The organism is Paenibacillus sp. PL2-23, assembly GCF_040834005.1.
Taxonomy (GTDB): Bacteria; Bacillota; Bacilli; order Paenibacillales; family Paenibacillaceae; genus Pristimantibacillus.
In genome coordinates this window covers 4,908,836-4,923,443 of record NZ_CP162129.1, presented here as the reverse complement: position 1 = coordinate 4,923,443, position 14,608 = coordinate 4,908,836, and the positions used below count along the sequence as shown (strand labels likewise).

The following is a 14,608-nucleotide window of genomic DNA, read 5'->3' as shown; positions in this document are numbered from 1 at the left end:
TCCCTCTCCCTTTATATATCTATATAATTACAAATACTAATGCTGAAAGCCTTGCCGCAGGTATTGGAACGTCGTTTCCAGGAAATGCTCGAGAGGAGCGGCTTCAGGATCATCCCCTGCGGAATCGCCGGGAAGCAGCACGCGGAGCGTGCCGTCCAGCATAGGTATGATGGTGGCAAAAATAGTGCCCGCCAACAAATACGTATATTGTGTCGAATACGTATTCTGATACATGCTCGTCAGCAGCTTCTGCGTTTCCTTCTGCAGACTGTGTATGACGCTCAGCGTATAAGGCTCCAGCGTAGGATGCTTCTTGCACAGCTCGAACAGCTGTCTCATTCTTCGCAGCGATTGGGTCGCGAGCTGCATCTTCACGAATTGATACAGAGCCTCGATGGGGGGAGTAGAGTCGGGCATCTGGTGAATCAGATCAAAAACCTCTTCAACGCCTTGATACGGATGAGCCGCCATTGCGACTGCCGCTTCCTTGCAGGAAAAATAATTGGCGAACGTCCGGCGGGAATACCCCGCTCGCTGCACAACATCCTCGACGACGAAGCCGTCTAGACCGCGTTCCAACGTCAGCTGGAAGGCAGCTTCGGCCAATGCGTGGGCGGTGGCTTCTTTTTTTAGCTCGCGAAGGTTGGGCTTGTTCATCATGGCTATAGGATCACCTCCGATTCCCCGGTACACCTTCTTATTGTAATCACCACCTACTTTATCACGCCATTTGCCCAATGTGCAATATTGCTCAATGGGAAACAATGCGCAATGAGCAGCGATATGAACGAACTGTGAACAAAGCTGCACAACAAAAAAAAGGCGGAGCCTGTAGGCTCCGCACAATTAGACGTTTGTGGCACGTCTATTTACTCGAACCTGCCGGTCTCCGCACAATTAGACGTTTCTGGTACATCTATTTGCTCCAAACCGCCGGTCTCCACACATTTAGACGTTCCTGGTACGTCTATTTGCTCAAACCGCCGATCTACGCACAATTAGACGTTTGTGGCACGTCTATTTGCTTCAAATGGTTCGTCCCTGCACGATAAACGCTTCTCCAACCAATCAGGTTTTTTGTATTTTCGAGGGGTTATTAATTTTGTATGGAACGGGATGCTTGGTTAGCTTTTTGGCAATGACTTTGGCTTCGAATGTAATCGTGTCACCGATGGCTAGCTCCAGCTTTTTGAGTGTTGCGCTGTGGCTGGACCAGGCCGCGCCAAGCTCTAGCGCCGGATCTGCGATGGATACTCCCTCGTAGATGACGACTTCATCGTCGTTGTCGGAGAAGTTGTTGGGCACGGTTGTGAATTCCTGAACCGTTGCCGTCATGCTCACCTTGCCCTCCGGGAGCTCCAGCTTTTCTTTTTTGCCCTTTGTTTTCTTCGGCGCTTCCTCGGCTGCCGGAGTAGAGGGTTCAGCATCGGCAGGAGCTTTTTCAGCTTGTGACGGAGCAGCGGTCTCGATCGGCTCATCTGGTGCTGACGTAGAAATTTCCTCTGGGGCTGGTTCGTCTGCCGACTGGTCGATCTCCGCTGGCTCATTTACTGTACTAGTGACGCTTGCTCTTGCGCCGAAGCTGGATGCCTGCATCTCCTTCAGATAGGAGGGATGGATACAATGCTGACGTCCATCCTCGAAGCGGATGACAGCAGTCGCTTTGTCGACGAAACCAACGATGTCGCAGGCGTGGCTCTTTCCATCTTTTTTGTAGAGCAGAGTTTTCGTCTTGACTGCCTTCTCGCTGACGAATCCCCATTCCTTGTATTTGTCCAGCTGCTGGCTTTCGGTTTCGAATGCGGTATACTCTTGGGGCTGAATAGTAAACGTAGGTTCCATAGCTTGTCCGCCTTTCGTCAATCAAATCGTGATAAGGTTATTTTACCATTTTTCGCTGGGATGCAAATGGCTGCGACCCCACGTGTCGTTATAGGGCTGCGGACCGCCGCAAAGTGAGCAACAACGACACCACGTGTCGTTATAGCGCTGCGGACCGTCGCAGAGTGAGCAACAACGACACCACGTGTCGTTATAGGGCTGCGGACCGCCGCAGATGGAGCAACAACGACCCCACGTGTCGTTATAGGGCTGCGGACCGCCGCAAAGCCAGCAACAACGGCACCACGTGTCGTTATAGGGCTGCGGACCGCCGCAAATTGAGCAACAACGACCCCACGTGTCGTTATAGCGCTCCGATCCGCCGCAGATGGAGCAACAACGACACCACGTGTCGTTATAGGGCTGCGGACCGTCGCAGATGGAGCAACAACGACACCACGTGTCGTTACAGCGCACGGAACAGCCGCAAAGCCAGCAACAACGACACCACGTGTCGCTCCAACGCTCGGGACAACTGCGAAACGACCTAATCACAGCCACTATATAGGTTAAAACTATAATATATATTAATTCTATATATTTAAGTTATAAATGGAATTGTGAAATAATACCTCCATACCCACTTATGGAGGTGCTCCACATGAATTCAATGAATCAATGGCAACCTGACGAATACGATCACCAGCTTGGCTTTATTTCCGAATACGGCATGGAGCTGCTGGATTGGTTGCAGCCAAAACGCGGCGAATCCATTCTGGATTTGGGCTGCGGAACCGGAGATTTGACGTTTGAAATTGCGCAGTCGGGTGCATCGGTCATGGGCATGGACGCTTCCGTAGATATGATCAGACGCGCCAAGGAGAAGATTCCGGATATCCTATTCCATGTTGGCGACGGGCAGCAATTTAATGTCGATATCCCAATGGACGCCGTTTTCTCCAACGCCGCATTTCATTGGATGAAGGATGCCGAGGGTGTGCTGCATAGTGTGTGGCAGGCGCTGAAGCCTGGTGGTCGACTGGTTGCGGAATTTGGGGGAAAAGACAACGTGAAGGCCATCGTGAACGCGATGACGGATGTTTTGACAGCACAATATGGGATCGACGCTGCTTCTCGTAATCCCTGGTTTTTCCCCTCATTAGCTCAATACTGCCAGCTGCTGGAGAGCCAAGGCTTCACGGTTCGCGCTGCCCACTACTTTGAACGGCCGACTCGGCTGCCGGAAGGACGCGCAGGCATGTTAGGCTGGCTAGCCCAGTTTGGAGACGATTTCTTCCAGGGCTTAAGCCAGGATGAGATTCATGCTGCTTGCAGCAGGATCAGCGACAAAGCGATGGAGACCTTAAGCAAGGGCGACGAGGTGTATGCCGACTACAGGCGCTTGCGAGTAATTGCCGAAAAACCAATCAATAAGTGATATTCGATTAAAATTTATTGCAAAACGATAAATATTATGTTAGATTCAATGCATCGAAATGTAAGTGAGGTGCTCGATGTGAAGAGAGAAACATTCATTTTGAAGCTTGTGCTTGTCCTGATCGCCCTCCCGGTTGCCGCTCTATGCGTATGGGGCCTGCCCGTTATGGCGAGAGAGGGCGCGGACACGTTCACGCCGGCTTTGTTTTACCCTATTGTCATCGCGATTTATGTCTCTGTGGTCCCGTATTTCTACGCATTGTTACAGGCTTATCGACTTCTGACCTACATGGACAGGAACAAGGCGTTCTCCGAACGCTCCGTCACCGCTTTGAAAAAGATAAAAAGCTGCGGCGTGGCTATCAGCATCGTGATTACGGCAAGCATGCCCTTCCTGTATCTGGTGGCGGAGAAGGACGATGCTCCCGGTCTTATCGTTATGGGCATGGTGGTGATATTCGCATCCTTTGTCATTGCCGTCTTTGCGGCAGTCCTCCAGAAGCTGTTGAACAATGCGATTGCGATTAAATCGGAAAATGATTTGACGGTTTGAGGTGAATATCATGGCGATCATAATTAACATAGACGTAATGCTGGCAAAGCGGAAGATGAGCGTAACGGAGCTGTCGGAGAGAGTAGGCATTACGATGGCCAACCTCTCGATTCTGAAGAACGGGAAGGCCAAAGCGATCCGAATTACCACGCTGGAGGCCATCTGCAAGGCGCTGGATTGTCAGCCTGGAGATATTTTGGAATACCGTATGGAGGAGGAGGCTTAAGTGCAGGCTGCAGGGGGTGTGTTCGCGAGCCTAGGTCCGGCATAGACTACAGAAATGGCACAAAGGAGGGCGAATTACCCTATGAGATACACAATAAGGTATATACCTCTGAGCAGAATCAAACCCGGCAGCATAACCAATAAGCTGACTCAACGGATGAAGGAGCTTCGCCGAACAGCCCAGGACTGCATGCACATGCTCATCGTTCGCAAAAGCCGCAGGGAAGGCGGCTATGTTGTGGTAAGCGGTCATAGTCACTTGGACTATCTGAAGAAGCACACCAAAAAAAGCGCTGTAGCTTGTCTCGTGGATGAAAGCAAGCTTTCCGCTAAGCTATCCTCGTTTGTTTATCATTTTCGCAAGCCCCGGCTACCTAAGTATGTTCCGTCTATCAAGCCAGAGCGGCTAATTGGCAGCAGCGGAGCCATTATCACCCGTTATCTGAGGCAAGATCCGCGCTTTAAATCCTTATCCCGTTCCCAGCAAATGAAGGTGCTTCGGATGGGGCTCAACTACAAAAAAACGACGATCCTGTCAATGAAAGCGCAAGTTGACGAGTTTCTGAAATGAAATTAGCTCATAGGAATTAAGCCTGACAGTCGGTCTCATGGATCGGCTGTTTTTTGTGGTTGTTGTGGTAAAATGTAGAAGTATAGACTGGAGAAGGCAACAACCTTTTCTCGGCAATCAATGATTCAAACATTTACAGAAACGCGTACACATTTGGTCAATCAATTTCGAAATATAGGTAATCCAGCAGCGAGATTTCGGATCGGCGATGATAAACGAGAGTACACAGTGGAACGATACATGAATATATTTGTCCATCATGATGCTCATCACAAGCTACAAATTGAAAAACTGATGATGCAGTAAGCCATGGACATATCCTTGTGAGCGTCGAAAATGTCCCCTTGCATGCCAATGTATTGGGCGGCCATCTTGTCCAGCCCGAAGGCCTGCTTGAGCCAGGTGTCAAGGGGAGTAGTATGCCCAATTAGCGCGAAACGATGAGGTTTGAGGTGTCAAAGTCTAGTGGCGAACGAGGATGACATGTAAAACCTTCTACAGTTAGCTGCCGTCTTGAGGGGCTTTTCGAGAAAATAACTGTACTTTCTGCATGTAGAGTAGTGTTAAAAAGTTAAATTAGTGGGTGGTATAGCCGCAACGACCACAAGCCCGAATCCTCTAGCAGGATCGGGCTTGTTTTCCTTATGGGAGCAGCGGTTATTTCATGTTTTTTTGCAAATTGCCTTTACCCTGATCGCTCGGGTTATTGGATCGTGTTGTGGAATGCTTCGGGTTGTTCTTGTCGGGTCTCACTTTTGTGCTCATGATGGACGGCCACCTCCTCTCTTATAGAATTAATGTGATAAGATAATAGCTAACTTATTCGACGGAGCGGGGCTCAAGGGGGAAGAAGGATGTTTTATTCGCTCAAAAGCAGGCTGATTGCAATCTTTATCATATTGTTTGTGCTGTCCTTCGGCGCGCTGTCGGCTGTCTTGTTCAATGCTTCCAGAGCCATCATCTTGTCCTACATAGAATCCTCGGCCTTGGAGAAGATGGAGGAATACGGCTCATACGTAGACATGGTGCAGATGCAAATCTACGATGTGGCCTCGCTTGTGTTCAATAACAAGACGACCAGGGAGTGGGACGCGGCGATGAGCGATGAGGGCTTGCCTGCCGGAGAGAAGATGCTGGCGAATCTGGCGATGAGCGCCTTCCTGACCCAAGCGACGAACAGCTACTCAAGCGTGCAGCGTGTGACCGTGTATCGAGAGAGCGGCATGTGGATCAGTGCGGACAACCAGGTGGAGCAGGACATCGACTTCCTGGCGGAGGAGTGGTACAAGGCCTTCGTTCAGGAGGGCCACCGCTGGGTGTCCGGCCATGCCGATCCCGTTGAAGCCCGATTCAACAGCACCAACCCGGTGGTCAGCATGGTTATGCCGATCGGCACGTTCGAGCCGACACATGCTGTCTCCTTCATGAAGATCAACGTAAGCACCGACTACTTCCTGCAGCCGCTGGACCGGATTCATCTGGGGCAGACGGGCTCCATCTATCTGCTTGACCAGGAGGGGGCGCCGCTGCTTGCTCAGCATGGATTTGCCGCATCGGACGGGGATAGCCGTGAGCTCCTTATTCAGGATATTAAGAAGGACAAGCGCAAGCAGGGTGTCATCTATACGAACGACGCGAGCGGGGATAAGGAAATCGTAGTGTTCAAAAAGCTGAAGCGTACGAACTGGATGCTGGTTGGCATCGTGCCGGAAAGCGACTTATATGCGGAGGAAAATGCACGGGCTTGGTTTAATTACTGGGCTAAGGCTGCAGCTGACGGAGGCGTCGTAACGCCTGAGCTGGCCGTCTCTCATCCTATCGACGATCCCAGCAAATCGTTGATTACATCCGGCAAGGCCGCGATGAATCTGATTCCATCCAATCAGCTCGGCGCTTATCAGAGCTTGACGGAGGACCCGCTGACGATGGTGCAGCTGCCGAGAGGACCGAAGGGTACGGGGGTCGTGTTCGAGTCCAGCCAAGGGCTGTCCGGCTACGCCAAGACGGAGCATCCGAAGGAAGTGGCCATGCTGATGAGCTTCTTCATTAACGACCCTGAAGCCGCCTTGATTCTGGGCAACAATCGCGGCGTGCCTGTCACATCGAAGAACCGCAGCGTGCTGGAAGCTGAGGCCAACGATGTCGACAAGATTGTCTACGATTATACTAGCCGCGTGTCCGAAGCGGCCGAGACCGAGCCATTCGCGGTAAGCTACAATCCTCCTGGCTTCGCAGAATTTGAGAAGCTGGGCAAGACGACGGTGCAGGAAATTGGGTTCGGCCGCAAGAATGTAGAAGAAGCGGTGCAAGATTTCTATAAGGGCGCTGTGAGCATATTCAATAGTAACCAGTAACGGCAGGTGATAGGCAGTATGGATGAAATGATGTTGCTGGACCGCTTGAGAGGGAAGTCAGGCGCCAGCCCCTTCGGAGAAGGCTCGAAGCCATCCGATCGGCAGGTTATGGCGGAGTGGGAGCGCTCGGACGTCGCGTTTGCGGCGTCTGGCGGACCGCTTGAGGAGGTATATGGCAGCGCTATGCGCAAGCTGCTGGACTGTATTGTTCCTACAGGCGCCGAACCAGCGCCAATCCTTCACGAGGGAGGGATCTACCGCGGGTGCTGGCTGGAGAGCACGGGTACGATCAATGCCGAGCTGCTTGCGCGCTTTGCTCCGTCCGTGGCGGAGTCGACGTTCCTCTCCTTTGCAGTTCATCAGAGGGAGGACGGGCTGCTGCCGTACAAGATCACTGATCAGGGACCGGCGTACAGGCAGATTCAGCTTGTGACGCCGCTGGCGCGGTCCGTGTGGAATCATTACCGGCTGAATGGCAGAGACCGGGCCTTCCTGAGCTCGATGTACGAGGCGATGGTCCGATATGACGAGTGGCTGGCGAAGCATCGCAATACGCGCTCGACAGGCTGTGTAGAGGCGTTCAGCACGTTCGATACCGGTCATGATCTTTCCCCGAGGTTCTGGCATGCGCCGGATGCGCCTCATGATGGCGACGCCGCTCAGTGTGACCCCAACTCGCCGATCCTTCCGTTTCTTGCGCCGGATCTGACGGCCAACGTGTATTGCCAGCGGATGTATCTGGCGGCCATTGCGGAGGAGCTTGGCTTGGAGGCTTCGGTCTGGCTGGACAAAGCGGAGCAGACGCTTGGCAGCCTGTTCGAGCATTGCTTCGACGAAGGAGATCAGTTCTTCTATGACCGCGACAAGCATGATCGGTTTGTGCGCATCCAGTCCGATGTGCTGCTGCGGGTGCTTGCCTGCGAGGTTGGCGACCAGGCGTTTTTCGACGAGATGCTGCGGCGGTATTTGCTGAATACAAGGAAATTTTTTGCCCGATACCCCTTCACGTCTATCGCAATGGACGATCCAAGATTCGATCCCTCCTCCAGCTATAACAGCTGGGGAGGAACTACTAACTTCCTGAGCCTGATCCGCACGCCGCACGCCTTCGAGAAGCATGGCAGACATGTGGAGCTGACCTGGGTCATGCAGCCCATTCTGTCAGCGGCGTCCCATATGAGGCGCTTCGGCCAGACGCTCAGTCCATGGAACGGCCAGGAGGGCTTTACGGAATCGTATTCGCCGGCCATTCTGTGTGTGCTGGACTATGTCGAGCGGCTATGCGGCATCCTGCCCACTCCGGAGGGCGAGCTGTGGTTCACGGCGGTGCGGCCTTATCCGCTTGATCATGGGTCTGAGGTGGCGGACGAGACGGCATACGGCCGGAGTGTGGACGGCGTTCGCTACGAGCTTGTGAATAGCAGAGCCGGCTCCGCTATATACCGGGACGGGAAGGAGCATATGCGCTTCCCGGGAGGCATTCGGGTCCGGCTTGATCGGTCCGGCAAGCTGCTTGGCATCGTTGGTATGAGCGTCGCGCCTGTGAGCGGGGAGCTGACAGTGGAAGGGAAGGCTATTCCTGTGGCAGTGAAGGGGAATCAGCAGCTGGACTATGATTACGGAAGGCTTGTGGAAGCGCGGGATATAGGCATCGTGTATCCCACCTATGAGTAAGGGGCGCATGAGCGGAGAAAAAAACGCTTGACCTTCACGCTACGGCAAGGTGTACCTTTGATTTGTCAGGAGGGACGCATATGGAATACACAGTGCAGAAGCTGGGCAGGATTGCGGGAATCAGTACAAGGACGCTGCGTTATTACGATGAGATCGGGATTCTGAAGCCGGCTAGAATCAACTCGTCGGGGTATCGCATTTATGGTCAGGCGGAGGTCGACAAGCTGCAGCACATTCTTTTTTACCGGGAGCTTGGTGTTGGGCTGGAGCAGATCAAAGCGATACTTGACAATCCCGCGTTCGATGGCTTGCTGGCACTGCGTACTCATCGCGAGCAGCTCCTCGACAGAAAAAAGCAGCTCGAGCTCCTCATACACAATGTGGAGAATACGATCGCTTTACACGAAGGGAGAATCGCCATGTCGGATGAGCAGAAGTTCGAAGGGTTCAAGACGCAGCTGATTCAGGATAACGAACAGAAATACGGGAATGAAATTCGGGAGAAATACGGCGACGACGCCGTTAATCAGTCCAACGCCAAGCTGCAGGGCATGACGAAGGAGCAGTATGAAGCCGTAACGAAGCTGAGCGAGGAGCTGACTGCAACGCTGGCGGAAGCAATGAAGGGCGGCGATCCCGCCTCCGAGCTGGGACAGCAAGCGGCCGAGCTCCATCGTCAGTGGCTGATGTACTATTGGAATGATTATAACAAGGAAGCGCATGCGGGCCTTGCCCAAATGTACGTCGAGGATGAGCGATTTAAGGCGTATTATGACGTGAACCAACCCGGAACGGCAGAGTTTCTGAGAGACGCTATTGTGATCTATACGGGAGTGCAGGGGGAAGAATAGCCTCCAAGCAGCGCTGATGACATTCTTCGCGATTGCTTCGATCCGCATACTTGTACTACACTAGCAGAGGGAAAGTTTTCCCGAGTAGGCCGTTAACGCGGCTGCAGAAAGGCGGATCAGAAAGCATGCAAGATTTTATCAGCGCTATTATATTAGGCATTCTGGAAGGCTTGACGGAGTTTCTCCCCGTGTCGTCGACGGGTCACTTGATTCTGGCTGGGGATCTGCTGAATTTCGAGGGCGATGCCGCTACGACCTTCAAGATCGTCATACAGCTGGGAGCCGTTATGGCCGTGCTGATTCTGTACTGGAACCGGTACATGGACATTCTGAAAAACTTAGCGACCTTAAACTTTAAGCTCCCGAACAAGCTGAACGCCATTCATATGGTGCTGGCCATGATTCCGGCGCTCGTCGTGTATTTGCTCTTCAACGATTTTATCAAGAGCGTCCTGTTCGGCTCGGCGCCCGTGCTGATCAGCTTAATTCTTGGCGGTATTCTGATGATCGTAGCGTCCAGGGTGAAGCGGAGCGTGACGGCGGAGGAGACCGACAATATTTCCTACAAGCAGGCGCTCGGCATTGGCTTGTTCCAATGCTTGGCGCTGTGGCCGGGCTTCTCCCGCTCGGGCGCAACGATTTCCGGCGGCATGCTGCTAGGCACGAGCCAGAAGGCGGCGGCGGACTTTACGTTTATTATATCCGTGCCTGTGATGCTGGGAGCAACGGTCCTCGACATGTACGACAGCCGCGAGCTGTTAACCGCGGATAACCTGCTGCTGTTCCTAATCGGCTTCGTGACCGCGTTTATCGTGGCGATGATCGCCGTTGTGACGTTCTTGAATTTGATTAAGCGCCTGAAGCTGGAATGGTTCGCTTATTATCGGTTTGCGCTGGCGGCCGTCTTTTATTTCTTTGTCATTCGTTAGGTAAGGCACCACCATACAAGCGTCTTGTGAAGCACGGATTTGATTCCGGCTCGCAAGGCGCTTGTTGCTGTTTGTGAGTTTACATGCTGTCGAAGCCATATTCGCGCTCTACTCGGCAGATGCGAACCTTGTACTGCTGGTACCACTCTTGCCTGCCTTTGTACTGCGCGGCCTGATGGGCTTCGTTGCGCTTCCAGGCGCTGATGGCCTCCAAGCTCTCCCAATACGATATGGTAATGCCTTCTCCGTATGCGTCTCTTACGCTTTCGACGCCGAGGAAGCCAGGCTGCTCTCTAGCCAGCTTCTCCATTCTGTCCGCCATGCTGCCATATCCGTTATCTCCATCCGTTCGCTTGCTTGTAAAAATAACAGCATAATAGGGAGCTATGCGCTCATGTCTGCCGGACTCCACCGCAATCAACTCCTTTGCTTCTTTAGGTTTAAGCCCCCCGTGTCCTCTAAGAAGAGCAACGGGGGGTTCTTGTGTTCATGCTGTTGATCAATTCTTCTTGCTGAGCTTGGAGCTGTACATATGCTCATCGGCTGCCTTGATCAGGCTGGACAAGTCCTTGTGCTCCCGCTCATTATAGACAGCGCAGCCGATGGAGAGGGAGACGCGGAAGCCCAGCTCGTCGGAGAGGGCGCGAATTTCCTTCTGTATCCGGTTCACGAGAACCTCCACGCCCGAAGCGTCCTTATATTGGCCAAGGATCAGAAATTCGTCGCCGCCCCACCGGGAGACGATGTCGACCTTACGTGTGCTGAGCTGAAGAATATGGCTGATACGTTGCAGCACGCGGTCACCCGTCTGATGATTGTATGCGTCGTTAATATCTTTGAAGTTGTCGCAATCCATGAGCAGAATGAACAATTGACTGTTTGTCCGGCTTGCGACCGCACCAATCCTGTCAAAGGAGGCCAATACAAATCGGCGATTATATAGATTGGTGAGAGCGTCCTTCTCGGAATAATAGACGGCCTTGTCATATTGATATCCGGCCCAGTAAGCGACGGCAGCAAATAAGGGGTAAACCAGCAGATCCATGATGTCGACCCGACCAACGCGAAAATAATAAATAATGATGTATGCGGTATGCACAAATAGCGTGATGCTCATGGCGATAAGCCGACCCCTGTATTTCATGCGCGACACATCCTTGTATTAGGTATTACGTCTAAGTAGATGGGTCCATTGTACCATGATTGCCTGCTGTAAGAAATGAATAATTCCACCAGCTGCTTGCTGCGGCAAGCGGCTCCTTTTCATGGATTTTTTTTACATCTATCCCATTATCTTTGCTGATAGATTCATAGACAACAACGCTTGATAGTCGGTAGAATCATAGGGATGCTATCAACTTATCGGGGGATCAGACATGCCACTCACTGGAAAGCTATCGCTTTATGCAGTCTGTTTGTTGTTCGTATGGACGGTCGTCTGGGCCTCTGTCGGAGCCACGGCTTATGCGGCGCCGCGGGACTGGAGAGCGCCGATTGCGCCTGCCAAGACGGTTGTTGCTGGCAAGACGGATACGTCCGTCACCTTGGCCTGGAAGGCATCCAAGGATGACCGAGGGGTGGAATACTACGAAATTTATAATGGCTCAACGCGAGTGGGGATGTCCCCTGAGCCCGCCTATCTCGTAACGGGCTTGCAGCCGCAAACCGCATACAGCTTCCAGGTGAGAGCCGTCGATCATGGGGGCAACGTCTCGCCGTTCGGAGCTTCCGTGACAGTGACCACTTTGAAGAAAACAGCGGACAAAGCGGTCATTGGCTACTATACGGGGTGGTCGACGTACAGCGGACATCAGATCGCGGACATAGACGGCTCCAGATTGACGCATATTAATTATGCGTTCGCCAATATCGGGCAGAATCTCCAGATTGAGCTTGGCGACAAGCACGCGGATGTGGAGAAGCGATTCGCCGGCGATACGGCCCAGGAGCCTTATTATGGCAACTTCAATCAGCTGCGGAAGCTGAAGCAGCGCTACCCGCATCTGAAAACGTTTATTTCCGTTGGCGGCTGGTCCTGGTCGGGCAAATTTTCTGATGCGGCGTTATCGGACGCGTCCAGAACGGCTTTTGCCGAGAGCGCCGTGGCCTTCATTACCCGCTATGGCTTTGACGGTGTTGATATAGACTGGGAATACCCCGTTGCAGGGGGAGAGGCTTCCAACGCGAAACGAGCGGAGGACAAACAAAACTTCACCCTGCTGCTGAAGAAGCTCCGCGAGAAGCTGGATGCACAGGGGAAGAAGGATGGCAAGAGCTATCTGCTTAGCATCGCCGGGGCAAGCGGGAGCTTCTACCGCAGCAACGTGGAGCTGTCCAAGCTCCAACAATACGTCGACTTTGTTCAGGTGATGAGCTACGATTTCCATGGTATATGGGACAGCAAGACGGGGCTTAACGCGCCGCTGCACCGAGATCCCGGAAGCGTATTCGCTCATGAATCAAGTGTAGAGGATGCCATGCAGGGCTACATGAAAGCGGGCGTTCCTCCCTCCAAGCTAGTCATGGGCGTGCCATTCTATGGGTATAAATACGATGCTGTGACTCATACTAACAAGGGACTGTATCAGAGCTTCAAGGGCGGCAAGTCTGTCACCTACGGTCAAATTATGAGCAGCTATCTGGGCAAGGGCTATACGCGCTACCTCCATCCCGTCTCCAAGGTACCCTACCTGTTCAACGGCACCAGCTTCATCAGCTATGACGATCCGGAGTCGATCGGATATAAGGCGGCCTATATCAAGGCGAACGGTTTAGCCGGGGCGATGATTTGGTCGCTTACACATGATTCGGACGATGGAGCGCTGTTGAAGGCGCTTTATAAGGGACTCCAGCCTTAATTGAAAAAAAAGCCGGACTGGCCATTCAGCAATATTGCTGAAGGCAGTCCGGCTTCTTGTTGTGCGCCCACCTGAAGTGCGGTGCGCTCTGTTATTCCCTCTCGTACCAGTACCCTGTCAGCCCCTTCTCCAGACGGAGCAGCGCTTCCAGATAGAAATAGTCGCCCCATATAACAAAATCGTCCGGTGCTGCACCGCCTCTTACGGAATAGGAGCCGCGCTTCAGCAAGCCTTGCGCATCCTCTTCGCCCATCGTGGAATAATTTCGGATGAGAGAGGTCATGGAGCGCTGGAGAGCATCCTCCAGCAGACTGCGTTCCGGGTCCTCATCGCTTAAGAAGCCCAGTATTTCCAGCATGCCTGCTGCAGCAATAGCGGATGCCGAGCTGTCCCGTTTCGTCTCCGGCGTGACAGGAGCGTCGAAGTCCCAATAGACCACATCATCCTCAGGGAACCGGTCGATGAAGTAGCGGGCCAGCCGCTTGGCGGTTTCGAGCAGCTCCGGCTGGCCGAGGAAGCGGTAAGCCAGCGCAAAGCCGTAGATGCCCCACGCTTGGCCCCGCGTCCAGGTCGAGCCGTCCCGGTAGCCCTGCGCTGTGCCGCCGCGAAGCGAATCGCCTGTTTCCTGATCGAAGTAGAATGTATGATAGGAGGAATCGTCGCCGCGCACAAGGAAGCGTCGGCTTTGCTCCGTATGAATGGCTGCGATGGTGCGGTATTTCTCCTCGCCTGTATGCTTGTAAGCCCAGTGAAGCAGCGGCAGATTCATCATGCAGTCGATAATGATGCGTCCACCATTGTCCGGGTCGTCCTTCGGCCCCCATGCCTGAAGAATTTGCGTGCGCTCCCGCCATCTCTCCAGCAGAATGTCAGCCGCTTCCAGCGTCAGCTTCTTCGCCTCCTCATCGCCTTCAATGATCCATTGCGCTTTGCTCGACAGGGAGTAGAGGAAGCCGATATCGTGGTGGTCGAGATTCACCCGATTCTGCAGTCTGCGGCGGAAGCTGTCCACCGTCCTGACGGCGGCTTCGCGGAACGAGTTATCTCCCGAATATTCATACCCGAGCCAGAGCATTCCGGACCAGAACCCTTCTGTCCAGTCGGTGTTGTTGTTCAATTGATATACACCGTCGCCGTTGCTGACGTGGGGGAATGCGTCCCCGAATCTTGCTATATCCGCCTTCACCACACGAAGAGCGTCTTCAATTGCCTGCTTCCATATCGTCATTGTGTTTGCCTCCTTGCCTTATCGGCGTTTTGTTTGCTTAGGTACATTATAACGGTGACGGTATTCCGTTTTATTGTGATATTATGTAGTTATATTGCGATTGTAGC

Annotated in this window: 14 protein-coding genes; 9 read left to right on the top strand and 5 right to left on the bottom strand. The window is 53.0% G+C overall.

The features are described from left to right. Positions 1-36: 36 nt before the first annotated feature. Both AB1S56_RS21815 and AB1S56_RS21810 read right to left on the bottom strand, forming a co-directional pair. Entirely contained in the window at positions 37-660 is a 624-nt protein-coding gene (locus AB1S56_RS21815; RefSeq protein ID WP_340871958.1) for a TetR/AcrR family transcriptional regulator, read from the bottom strand. A 408-nt stretch (positions 661-1,068) separates the two neighbouring features. Further along, on the bottom strand, positions 1,069-1,842 hold the full coding sequence (locus AB1S56_RS21810) for a hypothetical protein (RefSeq protein WP_340871960.1): 774 nt from the start codon (positions 1,840-1,842) through the stop codon (positions 1,069-1,071). Between the two features lie 640 nt (positions 1,843-2,482). Here AB1S56_RS21810 and AB1S56_RS21805 point away from each other — a divergent pair. The 8 genes from AB1S56_RS21805 (at position 2,483) to AB1S56_RS21770 (ending at position 10,415) form a co-directional block, all read left to right on the top strand. Further along, entirely contained in the window at positions 2,483-3,259 is a 777-nt protein-coding gene (locus tag AB1S56_RS21805) for a methyltransferase domain-containing protein (RefSeq protein ID WP_340871961.1), read from the top strand. Positions 3,260-3,337: 78 nt separating this feature from the next. After that, the gene (locus tag AB1S56_RS21800; protein WP_340871962.1) at positions 3,338-3,811 is read left to right on the top strand and encodes a DUF2975 domain-containing protein; all 474 of its coding nucleotides are present in this window, start codon (positions 3,338-3,340) and stop codon (positions 3,809-3,811) included. Between the two features lie 10 nt (positions 3,812-3,821). Further along, on the top strand, positions 3,822-4,037 hold the full coding sequence (locus AB1S56_RS21795) for a helix-turn-helix transcriptional regulator (RefSeq protein WP_340871963.1): 216 nt from the start codon (positions 3,822-3,824) through the stop codon (positions 4,035-4,037). 81 nt (positions 4,038-4,118) lie between these two features. Further along, positions 4,119-4,607, top strand: a complete 489-nt coding sequence (locus AB1S56_RS21790) for a hypothetical protein (RefSeq protein ID WP_340871965.1) — start codon at positions 4,119-4,121, stop codon at positions 4,605-4,607. An 854-nt stretch (positions 4,608-5,461) separates the two neighbouring features. Continuing rightward, positions 5,462-6,961 carry a cache domain-containing protein gene (locus AB1S56_RS21785; protein ID WP_340871967.1) on the top strand — a complete coding sequence of 500 codons (1,500 nt, stop codon included), beginning with the start codon at positions 5,462-5,464 and terminating at the stop codon, positions 6,959-6,961. 18 nt (positions 6,962-6,979) lie between these two features. Beyond that, positions 6,980-8,635, top strand: coding sequence for a hypothetical protein (locus AB1S56_RS21780; RefSeq protein WP_340871968.1), 1,656 nt, complete (start codon positions 6,980-6,982; stop codon positions 8,633-8,635). Positions 8,636-8,715: 80 nt separating this feature from the next. Then, complete coding sequence (locus AB1S56_RS21775; protein ID WP_340871969.1) at positions 8,716-9,486, top strand: MerR family transcriptional regulator; 771 nt, start codon at positions 8,716-8,718, stop codon at positions 9,484-9,486. Positions 9,487-9,611: 125 nt separating this feature from the next. Beyond that, complete coding sequence (locus AB1S56_RS21770; protein WP_340871971.1) at positions 9,612-10,415, top strand: undecaprenyl-diphosphate phosphatase; 804 nt, start codon at positions 9,612-9,614, stop codon at positions 10,413-10,415. Between the two features lie 79 nt (positions 10,416-10,494). Here the strand turns inward: AB1S56_RS21770 and AB1S56_RS21765 are convergent, their stop codons facing one another. Together AB1S56_RS21765 and AB1S56_RS21760 are read right to left on the bottom strand one after the other, a co-directional pair. Then, on the bottom strand, positions 10,495-10,827 hold the full coding sequence (locus AB1S56_RS21765) for an antibiotic biosynthesis monooxygenase (protein WP_340871973.1): 333 nt from the start codon (positions 10,825-10,827) through the stop codon (positions 10,495-10,497). An 87-nt stretch (positions 10,828-10,914) separates the two neighbouring features. Beyond that, positions 10,915-11,559, bottom strand: coding sequence for a GGDEF domain-containing protein (locus AB1S56_RS21760; RefSeq protein WP_340871976.1), 645 nt, complete (start codon positions 11,557-11,559; stop codon positions 10,915-10,917). 232 nt (positions 11,560-11,791) lie between these two features. Here AB1S56_RS21760 and AB1S56_RS21755 point away from each other — a divergent pair, with 232 nt between their 5' ends. Next, positions 11,792-13,273, top strand: a complete 1,482-nt coding sequence (locus tag AB1S56_RS21755; protein ID WP_340871978.1) for a glycosyl hydrolase family 18 protein — start codon at positions 11,792-11,794, stop codon at positions 13,271-13,273. Between the two features lie 91 nt (positions 13,274-13,364). Here AB1S56_RS21755 and AB1S56_RS21750 read toward each other — a convergent pair whose 3' ends face one another. After that, positions 13,365-14,501, bottom strand: coding sequence for a glycoside hydrolase family 88 protein (locus tag AB1S56_RS21750; protein WP_340871980.1), 1,137 nt, complete (start codon positions 14,499-14,501; stop codon positions 13,365-13,367). Between the last annotated feature and the right edge of the window lie 107 nt (positions 14,502-14,608).